This window comes from Draconibacterium sediminis (assembly GCF_000949475.1).
Lineage (GTDB): Bacteria > Bacteroidota > Bacteroidia > Bacteroidales > Prolixibacteraceae > Draconibacterium > Draconibacterium sediminis.
Window position 1 is genome coordinate 34,433 of record NZ_JRHC01000003.1, and the last position, 15,306, is coordinate 49,738.

General features: G+C 40.3%; 20 protein-coding genes. 10 read left to right on the forward strand and 10 right to left on the reverse strand.

Going from position 1 to position 15,306, the window contains the following annotated elements; all coding sequences use genetic code 11:
- The first annotated feature begins 128 nt into the window (after positions 1-128).
- Complete coding sequence (locus LH29_RS12590) at positions 129-521, forward strand: DUF3276 family protein (RefSeq protein WP_045030366.1); 393 nt, start codon at positions 129-131, stop codon at positions 519-521.
- Between the two features lie 11 nt (positions 522-532).
- Here the strand turns inward: LH29_RS12590 and LH29_RS12595 are convergent, their stop codons facing one another.
- On the reverse strand, positions 533-2,419 hold the full coding sequence (locus tag LH29_RS12595; RefSeq protein WP_045030367.1) for an ABC-F family ATP-binding cassette domain-containing protein: 1,887 nt from the start codon (positions 2,417-2,419) through the stop codon (positions 533-535).
- Between the two features lie 3 nt (positions 2,420-2,422).
- Positions 2,423-3,688, reverse strand: a complete 1,266-nt coding sequence (locus LH29_RS12600) for a serine hydrolase domain-containing protein (RefSeq protein ID WP_198152440.1) — start codon at positions 3,686-3,688, stop codon at positions 2,423-2,425.
- Positions 3,689-3,979: 291 nt separating this feature from the next.
- Between LH29_RS12600 and nth the strand changes: the two genes are divergently transcribed.
- A complete protein-coding gene (gene nth / locus LH29_RS12605; protein WP_045030369.1) occupies positions 3,980-4,624 on the forward strand; it encodes an endonuclease III in 645 nt (214 codons plus the stop codon).
- 26 nt (positions 4,625-4,650) lie between these two features.
- Here nth and LH29_RS12610 read toward each other — a convergent pair whose 3' ends face one another.
- The 4 genes from LH29_RS12610 to LH29_RS12625 are packed head-to-tail and all read right to left on the reverse strand — an operon-like array spanning position 4,651 to position 7,782.
- Complete coding sequence (locus LH29_RS12610; protein WP_198152441.1) at positions 4,651-6,093, reverse strand: pyridoxal-dependent decarboxylase; 1,443 nt, start codon at positions 6,091-6,093, stop codon at positions 4,651-4,653.
- Positions 6,094-6,143: 50 nt separating this feature from the next.
- Entirely contained in the window at positions 6,144-6,416 is a 273-nt protein-coding gene (locus LH29_RS12615) for an acylphosphatase (protein ID WP_045030375.1), read from the reverse strand.
- Between the two features lie 43 nt (positions 6,417-6,459).
- On the reverse strand, positions 6,460-7,377 hold the full coding sequence (locus LH29_RS12620) for a hypothetical protein (RefSeq protein ID WP_045030377.1): 918 nt from the start codon (positions 7,375-7,377) through the stop codon (positions 6,460-6,462).
- 48 nt (positions 7,378-7,425) lie between these two features.
- Positions 7,426-7,782 carry a hypothetical protein gene (locus LH29_RS12625; RefSeq protein ID WP_045030378.1) on the reverse strand — a complete coding sequence of 119 codons (357 nt, stop codon included), beginning with the start codon at positions 7,780-7,782 and terminating at the stop codon, positions 7,426-7,428.
- Between the two features lie 161 nt (positions 7,783-7,943).
- Here LH29_RS12625 and LH29_RS12630 point away from each other — a divergent pair, with 161 nt between their 5' ends.
- Positions 7,944-8,192 (forward strand): hypothetical protein, encoded by a 249-nt coding sequence (locus tag LH29_RS12630; protein ID WP_045030380.1) that lies wholly within the window; start codon positions 7,944-7,946, stop codon positions 8,190-8,192.
- Between the two features lie 171 nt (positions 8,193-8,363).
- Here LH29_RS12630 and LH29_RS12635 read toward each other — a convergent pair whose 3' ends face one another.
- The 3 genes from LH29_RS12635 to LH29_RS12645 all read right to left on the reverse strand — a co-directional run bounded on the left by LH29_RS12635 (position 8,364) and on the right by LH29_RS12645 (position 10,483).
- The gene (locus LH29_RS12635; RefSeq protein WP_045030381.1) at positions 8,364-9,359 is read right to left on the reverse strand and encodes an FAD:protein FMN transferase; all 996 of its coding nucleotides are present in this window, start codon (positions 9,357-9,359) and stop codon (positions 8,364-8,366) included.
- Positions 9,360-9,458: 99 nt separating this feature from the next.
- On the reverse strand, positions 9,459-9,902 hold the full coding sequence (locus LH29_RS12640) for a MarR family winged helix-turn-helix transcriptional regulator (RefSeq protein WP_045030382.1): 444 nt from the start codon (positions 9,900-9,902) through the stop codon (positions 9,459-9,461).
- A gap of 95 nt (positions 9,903-9,997) precedes the next feature.
- Positions 9,998-10,483 (reverse strand): glutathione peroxidase, encoded by a 486-nt coding sequence (locus LH29_RS12645; RefSeq protein ID WP_045030384.1) that lies wholly within the window; start codon positions 10,481-10,483, stop codon positions 9,998-10,000.
- A gap of 252 nt (positions 10,484-10,735) precedes the next feature.
- Between LH29_RS12645 and LH29_RS12650 the strand changes: the two genes are divergently transcribed.
- From LH29_RS12650 to LH29_RS12680, 7 genes are all read left to right on the forward strand, one after another.
- Positions 10,736-11,035 carry an ArsR/SmtB family transcription factor gene (locus tag LH29_RS12650; RefSeq protein ID WP_045030387.1) on the forward strand — a complete coding sequence of 100 codons (300 nt, stop codon included), beginning with the start codon at positions 10,736-10,738 and terminating at the stop codon, positions 11,033-11,035.
- A 60-nt stretch (positions 11,036-11,095) separates the two neighbouring features.
- The gene (locus tag LH29_RS12655; RefSeq protein ID WP_045030389.1) at positions 11,096-11,326 is read left to right on the forward strand and encodes a thioredoxin family protein; all 231 of its coding nucleotides are present in this window, start codon (positions 11,096-11,098) and stop codon (positions 11,324-11,326) included.
- Between the two features lie 58 nt (positions 11,327-11,384).
- Complete coding sequence (locus LH29_RS12660; protein ID WP_045030989.1) at positions 11,385-11,822, forward strand: nitrophenyl compound nitroreductase subunit ArsF family protein; 438 nt, start codon at positions 11,385-11,387, stop codon at positions 11,820-11,822.
- 5 nt (positions 11,823-11,827) lie between these two features.
- Positions 11,828-12,541: an aromatic aminobenezylarsenical efflux permease ArsG family transporter gene (locus tag LH29_RS12665; RefSeq protein WP_045030390.1), complete on the forward strand. Its 714-nt coding sequence runs from the start codon at positions 11,828-11,830 to the stop codon at positions 12,539-12,541.
- Positions 12,529-12,753 (forward strand): (2Fe-2S)-binding protein, encoded by a 225-nt coding sequence (locus LH29_RS12670; protein ID WP_045030391.1) that lies wholly within the window; start codon positions 12,529-12,531, stop codon positions 12,751-12,753. Before LH29_RS12665 ends, LH29_RS12670 begins: the two co-directional genes overlap by 13 nt.
- A gap of 88 nt (positions 12,754-12,841) precedes the next feature.
- Positions 12,842-13,885 (forward strand): permease, encoded by a 1,044-nt coding sequence (locus LH29_RS12675; RefSeq protein WP_045030393.1) that lies wholly within the window; start codon positions 12,842-12,844, stop codon positions 13,883-13,885.
- A gap of 150 nt (positions 13,886-14,035) precedes the next feature.
- Positions 14,036-14,809, forward strand: coding sequence for a pyrroline-5-carboxylate reductase family protein (locus LH29_RS12680; protein ID WP_045030991.1), 774 nt, complete (start codon positions 14,036-14,038; stop codon positions 14,807-14,809).
- Between the two features lie 92 nt (positions 14,810-14,901).
- On the opposite strand, the gene LH29_RS12685 is transcribed toward LH29_RS12680, so the two are convergent.
- Positions 14,902-15,294 carry a hypothetical protein gene (locus tag LH29_RS12685; protein ID WP_045030395.1) on the reverse strand — a complete coding sequence of 131 codons (393 nt, stop codon included), beginning with the start codon at positions 15,292-15,294 and terminating at the stop codon, positions 14,902-14,904.
- Between the last annotated feature and the right edge of the window lie 12 nt (positions 15,295-15,306).

Below are 15,306 nucleotides of genomic sequence, written 5' to 3' on the forward strand. Positions count from 1 at the left end.
TTGTAGAACCAATATAAATAGCATTTTTTGCCATCGAATAAAACTGCTACGTGACAGTTTCTGAATATTTGTCAAATATTTTTCTATTTTTGAAACCTGACTAAGTCCAAAAACCAAAAAATTGAAGAATGGAAAGTGGTGATACTAACGAGGGAGCTAAGTTTAAAGACAGCAAATTCAAGCAAGAGATTCATTCGAAAGTTATTCGTGCAGGAAAAAGAACTTATTTTTTCGATGTAAAAAGCACTCGAAATGATGAGTACTACTTAACCATTACCGAAAGCAAAAAGCGCTTTGGCGAAAACGGTAAATATTCGTACGAGAAACACAAAATCTTTTTATACAGGGAAGACTTCACCAAGTTCATCGAAAGTCTGCAGGAAGTAGTTGATTTTATTCATGGCAAACAACCTGAAGAGATAAGAGAGGACGTTGAAGCACAAGCCGATACAGAGGAAGTTGCTGAAGAGGAAGAAGTTTCGGTTAAAGACTACACCAACGTAGAGTTTGAAGACATTTAAGCCGTAATTTTTTACCCCAATTCACTTAATTCCAGCCAACGTAATTCTTTTTCGTCAAGCTGCGATTTCATGTCGTCTAATTGCAACGATTTTTCGTATAATTCGTCGTGGTTCAAGGTGCCTGAATTGAGCAAATCTTCCAACTCACCAATCTGCTCTTCCAGTTCAGGAATTTCATTTTCCAGCTGCTCAAACTCACGTTTTTCTTTAAACGATAATTTCTTTTTTGTTTGCGTTTGAGCAGGTTTAGCAGCAGTTTCCAATTTTGCTTTGGCTTCAGCTTTCTTTTTTGCCTCTTGTTTGGCCTTTATTTGTTCCTCTTCTTCTACTTTGTTGCGGTATACGGTATAATTCCCCGGGAAGTCAGTAATCGCCCCTTCGCCCTCAAAGACAAAAAGGTGATCCACAATTTTATCCATAAAAAAGCGGTCGTGCGAAACCACTACCACACAACCTGCAAACGACTGCAAATAATCTTCGAGCACGTTCAGCGTCATAATATCCAGGTCGTTGGTTGGTTCATCAAGAATCAGGAAATTCGGATTTTGCATGAGCACTGTGCACAGGTATAAACGGCGCTGCTCGCCACCACTCAGCTTTTCAATATAATTGTATTGCGTTTCCGGCGGGAATAGAAAATGCGTCAACATTTGTGTGGCGCTCATTTTCGTTCCATCCTCAAAATGAATGAACTCGGCAATTTTTTGAACCGCTTCAATTACTTTTTCCTGCGGATCGAAAGCAATTCCTTCCTGGCGGTAGTAGCCAAATTTTATCGTTTGGCCAATTTCTATGGCACCCGAATCGGGCGTTAATGTTTGCGTTAAAAGGTTCAGGAAAGTCGATTTACCGGTACCGTTTTTACCCACAATTCCAACTTTTTCGAAACGTTGAAATTTATACGAAAAATCTTCGATCAGTTTAACTCCGGGGAACGATTTTGAAACATGTTCCAGCTCAACAATCTTTTTACCCAAGCGCGCCGATTTCACGCTCATTTCCACCTTATCATCGCGAATATTCTGCGAGGCTTTGTCTTTCAGTTCCTGAAACGCATCAACACGATATTTTGCTTTATGGCTCCGAGCTTTAGGCATGCGGCGCATCCATTCAATTTCGGTACGCATCAGGTTTTTGGCTTTGGAAATGCTGGCCTGTTGCATGGCAATTCGTTCTTCGCGTTTCTCCAAAAAATACGAGTAATTGCCCTGGTAACGGTAAATTTGGTTGTCCTCCATTTCGATGATCTCGTTACAAACGCGATCAAGAAAATAGCGGTCGTGCGTTACCATTAACAAAGTAGATCTTGTTTTTTCAAGGTAAGCTTCCAGCCATTCAATCATTTCCAGATCAAGGTGGTTGGTTGGCTCGTCAAGAATCACCAAATCGGGTTGGTTGATCAGCACTTTAGCCAGTGCCAGTCGTTTCTGCTGCCCCCCCGAAAGTTCTGAAACTTTCTGCTCCAGGAAATTGATCTTTAGCTCAGTCAGGATTTGCTTAATTTCCACTTCGATAGCCCAGGCATTTAGCTCGTCCATTTTTGCCGAAATAGCAGTAATCTCATCCTGTTTGTTGTGGGCCACAGCCAGCTCGAAAGCTTTTACGGTTTTTATCTTTTCGTTGTCGCTTTCAAAAACCTCCTCAATTACGGTGTTGTTTGGGTTCAAGTCAGGAATCTGCTCAAAATAGCCCATTTTAACATCGTTGGTGAGGGTGATCACACCTTCATCGGGCGATTCTTTTCCGGCCAGAAGATCGAGCAGGGAAGATTTTCCTGTTCCGTTTTTTGCAATAAGCGCAACTTTTGCTCCTTCAAAAACAGTAAAGGAAATATTCTCAAAAAGCATTAACTCTCCCCAACGTTTCGAGAGGTTTTCAGCTTGTATAAATGGTTTCATGATTTACGATTTGTTTTGCGAAGAATCCTCTTTTTGTTCTTCTTGTAGAACCACGCTGTCTTTGTAATCAAACAACATATTCAGGAAAGTAGGTATATTTTTAGCTGTGGCACTGTTTGGCGAGTTGCTCAAAATTGCAATACCAATGTCTTCCTGGTCGCAAACGGCAATTTCGGCTTTATACCCCAAAACATATCCTCCGTGATAGGCAATTTCACGTCCTTTGTAATCTACAATTCTCCAGCCGATGCCATAACGTTTTGATTTTACATCGTGGCCCCAGCTTCTGAAATAAGAGCGGTTTAAGGGCGAATTTACCTGTGGAGTAAAAACAGTTTGACGTGCTTTTGTATCGAAAATCTCCGATTCGTCGTCGGTTAAAGTGCACAAAAATTGACCAAGATCGGAAATACTGGCGTTAACACCGGCTGCCGGAGCAGTGGAGTAATAGCGGTCGTTAAGGCGCATTGGGCTGTAACGGTTGTGCCCGCGATTGTAATGCGGATATGCTTTGTTATTGTTGTTTTTAAAGTCTTCAAAATTCACTGAAGCATCGGCCATGCCAAACGGCTGAAACAGTTTTTCTTTAATCACCGACTCAAAAGTTTTCTGAGTTTTGGCACAGGTAATCGGATCGTAAATGCTGTAAACCACATTTTGGTAACCGTAGTTTTGCCCGGGAGCAGCGGTAAGATCAACCTGATCCAATCGCTCAATAATTTGTTCCAGCGGCACTTTGTCTTCAACCATTAGGTCGTAAGCGTGAGGAATTAATCCGGAGGTGTGACTCAGTAAATGGCGAACAGTCAGTTGGTTGGTGTATTCCGGATTTTTTAGTTTAAAATCGGGAAGGTAGTCAACAATACGGTCGTCAAGTTTTACAATATTTTCTTCATCAAGAATTCCTGCTAAAACTCCAGTTAGCGATTTTGAAACCGAAGCCAGGCGAAAAACAGTATTTTCGTTCACCGGATTTTTCTCACCGGCTTTTCGAACGCCAAAACATTTCACCAGCGCAATTTTTCCCTTATAGGTAATCACCGCTGCGGCACCAACAGTTCCAGATTCTTTTAAATTTTGTTCCAGTAAACTATCGAAAAGTGTAACTGTATTCTCAATTTCAACAACAGGATTATACTCGGGCTCCACAATGGCAACCTCCTGCGTGGCTTGTCTTTCTGCCTTTTCTGTTCCTACAAACGATTGTAATTTGAAAGCCAGAATTGCCAACCCTACTATCACCACAACTACGTAAATTCTTCTCTTCAAAACGATTCCTCCTTCACAATTTCAACAAAAATAGAATTTATCTGCTTGATTTTTAGGTGAAGCGGAATTTTCTGGACATTTTTTATTCACGAGTTGATATTAATAACCTGCGAAAAAGAAAAAAGCCGGCATGAACCGGCTTTTTATTTTGCTGTTTAAATATTACTTAAAACCATTTCAAGTAAGGAGGAGAAACGATGCTTAAGCAATTCATTAAATAGGACTGCACACTTTTGTTTTTGTTACACGTTTTGAGAAAAAATTTCATTTATTTTTGAGAAAAATTAGAAAATGAGAAAGAAAGAACTCTTTGAATACATCATAGATTATTTTGAAAAATCAATGCCAATTGCTGAAACAGAGCTCGATTACGGGAATCCGTTTGAGCTGATTGTTGCAGTGATTTTATCAGCTCAATGCACCGATAAGCGGGTGAATCAAATTACGCCGGAATTGCTGAAACGTTTTCCGACACCCTACAAAATGGCAGAGGTGGAACCGGCAGAAGTTTTTGATTACATCAGAAGTTGCTCGTATCCGAATAATAAAGCCAAACACCTGGTTGGAATGGCACAAAAGCTTATCGAATTGTTTGATGGAGAAGTTCCGAGCGATGTTGATGACCTGCAAAAGTTACCTGGCGTTGGACGAAAAACAGCAAACGTTATTGCTTCAGTTGTTTATAATAAACCGGCGTTGGCTGTTGATACCCATGTTTTTAGAGTGGCAGCTCGCATTGGATTAAGCACAAACGCAAAAACTCCTTTGGCAACCGAACTGCAGTTAATGAAATACATACCAGAAGAATTAGTGCCCAAGGCGCACCACTGGTTGATTTTGCACGGACGTTACACCTGTTTGGCCCGCAAACCTAAATGCGAAAAATGCGGACTAACCGAGGTTTGTAAATTTTATAAAAAGGAAGTGCAGAAGTAATTTATGCAAATGATGTGATGTAAGTTTTACCTGTTAGATTCCAATTCTCTTGCAGTATCCTGAATTATTTTCCAGGCATTTTTTACATGTTTTTCTTCAATGTGTGTTTGCCCGATATTCATACGAAGCACAACTTGCCCGTTTAATTTTGTATGGGTAAAAAAGATTTTTCCGGCTTCGTTGATGGTGTTCATCAGTTTTAGATTGAACGCATCATCGGATTTATGACGGAAGCAAACCATGTTCATTGTTGTGGGGACAACCACTTCAAATTCTTCTGAATCTTTTACCCAGTTTTCAAATTCGTTGGCCAGTCGGACATGCTCGCGAATAAGGAACTGAAGTCCTTTAACTCCGTAGTGGCGAATTACAAACCAAAGTTTTAGCGCCCGGAAACGTCGGCCGAGTTGAATGTGCCAGTCGCGGTAATCGAACACCTCGCCCGATTCTGTGGCTTTGTTGCGCAAATATTCCGGCAGAATGGAAAAAGTGTTGATTAGTTCTTTTCGGTTGGCCACCCAAAAAACGTTACAATCGAAATTCGTGAACATCCACTTATGCGGATTAAAACTGTAGCTGTCGGCCAATTCAACGCCGTTTGCTAAATGTCGGAATTCCGGACAAAGCATAGCTGTTCCGAGCGATGCAGCATCAATATGAAACCAGCATTTCTCCTGTTTACAGATCTTACCGATTTCGGGCAGTGGATCGATTGCAGTTGATGAGGTTGTTCCAATAGTTCCGCAAACAAAAAATGGAATTAATCCATTGGCGCGGTCTTGTTGTATCTGTTGTTCAAGCAGGTCGGTACGCATTGAGCAGTTTTCATCAACGTCGATCAGTCTCAAATTTGCCCGCCCGATTCCTGCGATTTTAATTCCTTTTTCTACCGATGAGTGTGTTTGTGAAGAAGCATAAGCCACCAGTTTTTTATCCAGCCCGTCTTCGTTTGTTTTAAATTTTGTAACTCTTTCGCGTGCTGCGATAATTGCCGTTAAAGCTGCTGTTGATGCGGTATCCTGGATAACCCCGCCACCTGAAGAAGTTGAGTGGAACTGTTCGGGCATGTTCATCATATCTGCCAGCCAGTCGAGTACCCGCGTTTCCACTTCGGTTGCTGCCGGACTGGTAGCCCACAACATTCCCTGAACGCCAAGTCCCGAGGATACCAGGTCGCCTAAAATTGAGGGAAAAGAAGTGTTGGCATTAAAATAAGCGAAAAAGTTGGGCGACTGCCAGTGCGTAATTCCCGGCATAATTTTCTCGTCCAGGTCTTTAATCATATCATCAATACTTTCACCTTGCAGTGGTGCTGCATCTGGTAATGAGTTGATGATATCGCCGGGTTTTACTTGCGAAAGTACCGGATAATCTTCTATCTGTTCGTAATAATCAGCAATCCAGTCGATAATTTTTTTGCCTTCTTCCCGAAACTGCTCCGGGCTCATATGGTAGTTAAGTTTTTCCAATTTTGTGTGGTTTAGTTTTTCAGTTTGAGCTTTGTAAATACGCAGAAATATTAATACCTGACTTCAAAGTCGGTATACGTTTCAATAGCCTGAAGTTCGGCATGGTGAACACTTTTTACAAGGGAAAGGGGAGGACCAACCCATAGGTAATCAAGCAATGTTTTAACAGCCGGTTCCGAACCTTGAGCCACAACCATCACGCCTCCATCAACCGTATTGCGCACCCAGCCCGTAACATTTAGTAATTTGGCTTGTTGCTGCACATAGTAGCGAAAACCTACTCTCTGAACTCTTCCTGTTACTCTTATTTCGTATTGAATCATATTTTTACATTCATGCGAACGTAAAAGTAATAAAATTGATTATTTAAGCTTGTACCAAATAGTCGGTCAATTCTTTTTTGGTGGCTTTATATTTATTGCTTAATGAGGAATCGGCAGCTTTAAGTTGATGCACAATTTGTGAAACCTGGTTCAATACATCCACGCATCCATCATACGAACGGTTTATTTTGCTCTGTACAACCCAGTCCATAATAAGGTTATCAAAGAAGTAATCGGCAAAAGTTGTCAGTCCGTCCAATTGCAGATCCATGGTGCCTATCTGGTTTACCTGAACATCTTTAAGTTCGCGGTTAAATTTGCGCAACCAGTATTGTACGTCATGGATAAGGGATTTTGCTTCGTCCATTTTCGAGTGTTTCACCGCCGTTGCCAGTAGTCCTCCGCCAACCATATCAAATGTACCCCAGTTTTGTGCTTTACGTAAAGATTCCAGTGCCAGCTTTAATCCTTTAATGGCCATTTCGCCGGCATGTATTGCCTCGTTAACTTCTTTCTTTTGTGAATAGTAGTGGCCGAGTTGTTCTTCATATTTCTGAAGCGTACCATCGTTTGCGGCTTTTAACTGCTGTTCTTTTGCGGTTAATTGGACTTTGTAATCTTTTTCGGGATTTCCGCATTGTTGGAGTTTGCTGCTCAGTCTTTCAACCTCTTGTTTTAGGTTGTCGATCTGTTTTTGGCAATTCTCATATTTAAGTTTGGCTGCCAGGTATTCCTGCCGTTCTTTGTCAAGCTTCTTTTCTTTCGTTCCTAAAATCTCATGAAAAAGGCTGGATAATCCTCCTTCTTCCAATCGTTTAACATCTTCGAACTCCTTTTGCAGTTGTTTTGCAAGTTGCACTGATTTGTTTTGTTCTTGTGTAAGTTCGTTTTGAGTGCGGATTAGAAGTTTTTCAAGGCGATTTTTTTCTTCCGCACTTTCTTTAAGCTGAATGAGGTTCATGTTTAAAATGTTGTTTTTTGTAAAAATAAAGAAAGATTTTTTCCTGGCTTAATTTTTAAAAGCTTCTACATTTTCGGGTTGTACGAGTGCCCAAATTGAATAAACACCGATACCTGTTCCGATAGGGAAACTAAACAGATTCAGCACTGAAATAATGAGGGTAAGAATTCGTGCCCATTCTTTGCGTTTGAATAAACCTATTCCGGCGAGAATCCCCGGCAGGCTTACTATAAAAGCAATAATCATGATTACGTTGGCGACAATCGAAAGTACAAATTCGGCTTCGTGATCATCGGCAAAATCACCAATAACGTGAAAAAGGATAAAAATAGTTGTAGCGATTATTAATCCCAAAATGCTGTAGATAATTTGTAGAGTAGCAACTACATTAATGTGTTTTTCCATGATTTGTTGTTTTTTGTTTGCCTGAATTTACAGATTTCACTGGTGTACCGTTGAATCTTTTAGATGAACAGCAACAATTTGCCGTTAAATTAGTTATTTAGATAGGGTTAGTTAATTGGAAAACTTTAATTTTGCATCGAAAAGTTTCAAAGGGATAGGATATGGAAATTTTAAAAGTAGTTTTATTGGCGGTTGCCTTATTGGGCGTCGGAATGTTGGGAATGGCGATGAGGATTGTTTTTCTGAAAGGAGGAAAATTTCCTAATACGCACGTTGGAGCAAACGCTCATTTAAAGAAAAACGGTGTTTATTGTGCTACTACGCAAGATAAACTGGCACAGCGCGAGGCCCGAAAAGAACTGCAATTCAAAAAGTTGAATTTAGCAACAGATACAGAAGCCGGTAAATAACCGGCTTTTTTTATTCAGTGAGACCCAAATTACAGGAGAGAAACGAACTGTAATTTGATGGTCGAACTAATCCCGATAGCGGAGCGTATCGGGATAAATGAGTTAATGCTCCGATTCTTATTTTTTAGCAAAACTTTATATTAATACGTTGTTAGTTTGCAACGAGATCGCTCATTTTCTGAGCATCGCTCCAAAACCTTCCGACATGTAAACCTGGTTCTCACCATTTTCGTCTGCATAAATAAAGTAGATTTCCATTCCCGGCACCAGTCGCGCAATTTCAATGCCTGCATCTTTTCCCAACACCATAAAAGCGGTGGCAAAAGCATCAGCGGTCATACAATCGTTGGCAACTACCGTGGCACTTAACAGACTGTGTTGGACCGGGTACCCTGAAATCGGGTCGATAGTATGCGCATATTTTTTACCATCTTCTTCATAAAAATTCAGGTAATTGCCTGATGTTGCCATGGCGCGGTTATTCAGCATTAAAGCTGCACTTAGCTCATTCGCAAAAGGATTTTCAATGGGCTTGCGAATTCCTATTGTCCAAACTTTGCTTTTGTCGTTTACGCCTTTTGCCACAACTTCGCCGCCAATATCAACCATATAGTTCAGACATCCTTTTTTTTGCAGAAACTCACCGATCAAATCGCAGGTGTATCCTTTGGCAATGGCACTCATATTTATCGTCATTTGCGGATTTTCCTTTATGATCTGGCCATTTTCGAGACGAATCTTTTCATAGCCACAAATTTGCTTTAAGGAATCCACCTTGTCAGCTGTCATTTTTTGGCGGTCTTCAGGGCCAAATCCCCACGCGCTAATCAGCGGACCGGCGGTAATATCAAAAGCACCATTGGTAATTTTTGAAATTTCCTCAGCTTTTAAAAAGCAGGTTACAAATTCAGGTTCAAGCTCAACGGGAGTGTTGTTATTTACTTTTGAGATGGTTGCCTCCTTGTCGTAATGCGAAAAAATGCGCGACAAACGTTGCAGTTCCTCATCAATTTCCGTTTGCAGGTCTTCGCCGTTTGGACTTTCATATTTAATGCTGTAGTACGTGCCGTATATGGTTCCGTTATTGGCCATGTATTTCGAGGTGCCGGTGTTACAAGCTTGAAAAATAAAGATCAATCCAATGAGGAGAAGTATTCGCTGATTCATTTTTACGTAGTTGAATTTGTTGCGAATTTAGGAAATTTATGCGCAAGGGGCAGTACTGCATAACTGAAATACCAGAGAAGTTTTAATGAAAGCTCTCAATTATCTTTCAGTCATTAAATCAATCAGGCGGTTAAGTTTTTCGCGGAGGTCGATCAGTTCATCCACCGAAATTTTATCGGTATCAAGTTGGGCAACCAGCTTTTCCGGTATTTCGGCTGCCAGAGTGCGCAACTGTAACCCTTTGTCTGTTAGACTAACGGTTACTTTTCGTTCGTCTTCATCCGATCGGGTGCGTTTTACAATTCCCTGCACTTCCATTCTTTTTAAAAGCGGAGTAACGGTGTTGGTGTTCAGGATCAGTTTTTTGGCAATTGTATTTACCGGCATGGAATCCTGCTCCCAAAGCACCATTAAAACCATGTATTGCGGGTAAGTAATTCCCAGCTCGTCGAGCATTGGCTGATACGTGCGTGTTATCAGGCGCGATGCTGCATAAATGGGGAAACAAAGCTGATTACTGAGTTTTAGCTGTTCGAATTCCATGTTATTTATTTTTTATGCAAAGATAAAAAATGAAGTCGCTGAAGTGTGTTAACAACGGCTTCATTTACTGTTATTAATCTTCGTTTATTTTTTATTTAAATCTGTAAAAGTTTTGCAATGTGGCCTTCCAGTTTTTCGGGTTTTGTAGTTGGTGCAAATCGTTTTACCGGGTTACCTTCAGCATCGATCAGAAACTTTGTAAAATTCCATTTGATCTTACTTCCCAAAATTCCGCCCAGTTCTTTTTTCAGGTATTTGTAAATGGGGTGGGCGTTATCACCGTTTACATCTATTTTCGAGAACATTGGGAATGTTACTCCGTAGTTAAGCAGGCAACCTTCGGCAATTGATTTTTCGTCGCCGGGTTCCTGGTTGGCAAACTGGTTACACGGAAATCCCAGAATCACCAAGCCTTTGTCTTTGTACTGTTTGTACAATTTTTCCAGTCCTTCAAACTGTGGTGTTAAGCCACATTTACTGGCGGTGTTCACTACTAAAACCGTTTTCCCTTTGTAGCTGTCCATAGCAACTTCTTTGCCCTGTAAACTTGTTGCTTTAAATTGATAAAAATTGTTTTCCATTGTTTAATTGTTTTCTATTTGTCTTTCATGAAAATATCGTACGCGATACAAATATAGAAACAATATTTAATGTCGTAAGCGATATAAAATAAATAGTAATAAAAAGGAAGGATTAATTCATATTTCGAAAAACAGTTCGTAATTTTGCGAACAACGAACAATGCACCCAATCTTCGTCCATCTGATTGTCCCCTTAAAGGGGAATCGCAACGAAGATAGGTCTGTATGTGAATAAATAGATAGCAAAAATAGATGGAAGTGAAAATTAATTCAGATCAGCAACAAAAAATAGCTCGTTATGCCAAGGCGCTCGGACACCCGGTGCGTGTGTATGTATTGCAATTACTTGGCAAGCAGAGTTGTTGTTACAGTGGCGATTTAAGCGATGAGCTGCCAATTGCAAAGTCAACCTTATCGCAACATTTAAAAGAATTAAAAGATGCAGGATTGATTCAGGGCGAAATTGAAGCCCCTCGTATTAAATATTGCGTGAACAAAGAAAACTGGGCAGAAGCACAGGAGTTATTCAAAAATTTTCTGAAAATAGATTAGAAATTTTTAGCAAATCGTTCGTATTTCAGCGAACAATAAATCAAAAAAACCAAAGAGAAGATGGAGATAAAAGTTTTAGGAACCGGCTGTGCCAAATGCAAAAAGCTGGAAGAAAAGACAAGAAACGCCGTAAGTGAACTGGGCATTGAAGCATCGATTGAAAAAGTGGAAGACATTTATAAAATCATGCAATTTGGGGTGATGAATACGCCGGCGCTGGTCGTTGACGGAAAGGTAGTAATGAGCGGACGACTGCCAGGAAATAAAGAACTGAAAGAATTATTATCGTAATAACGAATAACAAAACCGATTTGAAATTATAACATCAACAACCTTTAACAGAAATATGATGAAGAAACTAATCAGTATTTTAAGTATTATGCTGTTTGTTGGAGCTATTTCAGCAAATGCACAATGTTGTTCAGGAGCGGCAAAAAGTGGTCCAAATGCAGCGGGTGATGGTTGTGCCGTAACTCCGCAATCAAGTGAGGTAAAAGCCTACTATTTTCATGCAACAAAACGTTGTGTTACCTGCGAGGCAGTTGAAAAAGTAGCAAAGCAAACAATTGAAGAAAATTACAAAGGAAAAGTAACTTTCGAGTCTATTAATCGCGAAGAGGATAAGGACAATCCTTTGGTGAAAAAGTATAAAATCAGCGGACAAACGCTGTTGCTGGTAAAAGGGGACGAAATGGTTGACCTTACCAGTTCTGCATTTATGAATGCACGCACCAAACCTGAAAAATTTGAAAAGCGCTTAAAGTCTGAAATCGACGAGCTGCTCTAAGCAAGATGGAGGTATTACAAACAATTTTTGAGAATTCAGAAATTCCGATATTGTCGGCGTTTATGCTGGGGCTAATGACCGCCATTAGCCCTTGTCCGCTGGCAACCAACATAACGGCAATCGGCTACATCAGTAAAGATATTACCAGTCAGAAAAAGGTATTTTTTAATGGCTTGGTTTACACTTTAGGACGTGCATTTTCATATACTGCAATCGGTTTGCTGTTCTTTTTTGGAGCCAGTCAGTTCGAGTTCTCATCTTTTTTTCAAACCTGGGGCGAAAAAATATTAGGTCCCTTACTTATAGTAATTGGCCTTTTTATGTTGGGTGTACTGAAGCTGTCAGTTCCCGGTGTTGGTTCGCTGACTGAAAAAATGCAAAACAGATCGAATAAGGGATTTTGGGGCGTGTTGTTGCTGGGAATTGTTTTTGCGCTGGCCTTCTGTCCGTATAGCGGCGTTCTTTATTTTGGAATATTAATTCCGATGACCATAAGCAGTGCCAGCGGGTTATACCTGCCAATTGTTTTTGCAGTGGCAACCGGAATTCCGGTAATCATTTTTGCCTGGCTAATAGCTTTTAGTGTAGGTTCAATAGGTAACCTGTACAACAAAATGAAAACCTTTGAGATTTGGTTTCGCCGCGTAATTGCGGTTCTGTTTATTGGCGTGGGGCTTTATTATGTTTTAATACTATTTGTTTTGCCATGGATAAGATAATCTGTTATTGCAAAAATATTAGCGAAGCAGAAATTCGGTCTGCGATGGATAAAGGCGCAAAAAGCCTGCAGAATATAAAAGCAACAACCGGCGCATGTACCGGTTCGGATTGTAAAACGCTAAATCCTTCAGGAAAATGTTGCGCCGATGATATTCGCCAAATATTGGGAGAACAAAAGTCTGAAAAGCCAAAATGTAGCTGTTGTGGATGATGGACATAGCTTTGAGTAGGGTGTTGCAGCAGTTGATGAAATAAAAAATTTTAAAAAAATAGTTCGTAAAAATACGAATGGTAAGAAAATGATTGAGAAAGTGATAACCTTAAACAGAAAAACAAACGGTTGGTTACTTCCGTTATTTATGTTGCCCGTGTGGCTACTGTTATACCTGAACCTGCAAAACATAGCCGATGTAATTGTCGACAATGTGGCCGGGATGACAGCCGGAAAACATTTAACCGAAACCCTTCGCTTTTTTATTTACGAAGTACCAAAAGTAATGCTCCTGCTGGTGCTCATTATTTTTGGAGTGGGTATTATCCGTAGCTATTTTTCAACTGAAAAGACCCGGAAAATGCTTCAGGGAAAATCGCTGTTCACCGGAAATATTATGGCGGCATTATTGGGCATTGTAACTCCTTTTTGTTCTTGTTCGGCCATTCCCTTATTTCTGGGGTTTGTTGAGGCCGGTATTCCCATTGGCGTTACCTTTTCGTTTTTAATTGCGGCACCAATGGTAAACGAGGTTGCACTTGTTTTGCTGGTTGGATTATTCGGTTGGAAAGTGGCACTTATTTATGTGGGCACCGGTTTAACGATTGCCATTCTTTCCGGCTGGTTGATCGGGAAACTTAAAATGGAAAAATATGTCGCCGAGTGGGTTTACAGCGTAAAAGCAAATGCCGAAGGTTTTGAAGAAAATAAACTTTCGTTTAGCGATCGTATTCAGAAAGGATTCGATTCCGTTCGCGAAATTGTTGGCAAAATCTGGATTTACATCATCATCGGTATTGCCGTTGGGGCAGGGGCACACGGTTATGTTCCCGAAGACTTTTTAGGCTCCTTGCTTGGTAAAGAAAACTGGTATGGTGTTCCGCTGGCTATCCTAATGGGCATTCCCATGTATTCCAACGCAGCCGGAATCATCCCAATTGTAAGTGTACTAATCGAAAAAGGAGTGTCGCTGGGCACGGCACTGGCATTTATGATGTCGGTAATTGCTTTGTCGCTCCCCGAAATAATCATCCTGAAAAAGGTATTAAAGTGGCAATTGATAGCTGCGTTTGTGGGTATTGTTGCTGCCGGAATTGTAATTGTAGGTTTCATTTTTAACTACGTGATGTAATTGTTTCAACTAACGATAAAACTCAAAAAAATGAAACGAATATAAATTTTCTTCATTCTAAATTCGTTAATATGAATGATTAAAATTTATGTGAGTTCCTGAATGTATTCAAATTTTTTGAACATTCAGAAATCAAAAAATTTTAAACAGATGAAAACAAAAACCATTGGATTTATTGGTGGCGGAAGGATCACTAAGATCTTTTTGCAGGCGTTTAAAAACAAAAAAGTTGTTTTTGAGAACGTTAAGGTATTCGACCCAAACAGCGAAACGCTGAGTGCACTACAAAATTTATTCCCGGATATTGAAGTTGCCGATTCAGCACAAGCTGCTGCCAAACAACAATTGGTGGTTTTGGCTGTTCATCCGCCGGTAATGGCCGAAACACTTACAGCTATTAAAGATGTTGTAACAGAAGATACGCAGGTGCTTTCGCTGGCGCCAAAAGTTACTATCGAGAAAATTGCCGGAGCTTTGGGAACTTCAAAAGTTGTACGTATGATTCCTAATGCTACATCATTTATTAACAAAGGTTATAATCCGGTGGCTTTTCATCCTGAAACCGATAAAAAAGCCCAAAAAAGCTTTATGAAACTGGTGAAAGCTTTGGGTAAAAACTTTGAGGTGGAAGAAAATAAGCTGGAAGGATACGCTATTGTTTCAGCCATGTTGCCAACCTATTTCTGGTTTCAGTGGGAAGAGATGATAAGAGTTGCCGTTGCAACCGGTTTGGACGAGAAAGAAGCCAAGAAAGCAGTGGAAGCTACATTGAAAAAATCACATGCCATTTTCTTTAAATCAGGAATGTCGGCCGATGAGGTAAAAGATCTGATTCCGGTAAAACCTATTGGCGATGCCGAAGAGCAGATTAAGGAAATTTACGAGACTAAACTGTTGGGCTTATACGAGAAAATTAAAGCTTAAAAGACAAACCATAAAAAACGATAGAGGGTAGTCGTTACGACTTACCCCCTTTCTATGAACTCATTATGGTTACAAAAACAAAAACTCCGGTTTTAGTCAGCCATTCCTAAAACAATTTTCAGGTAAATGGCTTCAGGAAGTAAGGCCGATTTTATCATGTAAAAATCATCGCCCGGTAACAAAAAAGAGATATGATGAAATCGCACATAGCTATGGTAAAAAAAGCTGGCCCAGGCAAACTCCGGCGCACGGTCGGGGTAATCGGCCCGAACAAATTCTTCCAGTGTTAATGTCAGCCGGTCTCCCGCAATTTTTATGTTTCGTGGCGAACGAATGAACAGTGGCGATTGAAGCAAAAGTTCCAGGTTACTTTCAGGAGTATAGTTCACTTCTGCTATTTCTACCTGGTTTGAACTATCATTAATTTTTTCAAGGTGAATTGCCTGATTTTGTGCGTATTCATTAATATTTAGTATTGTTCTCATGATCGTATTTTT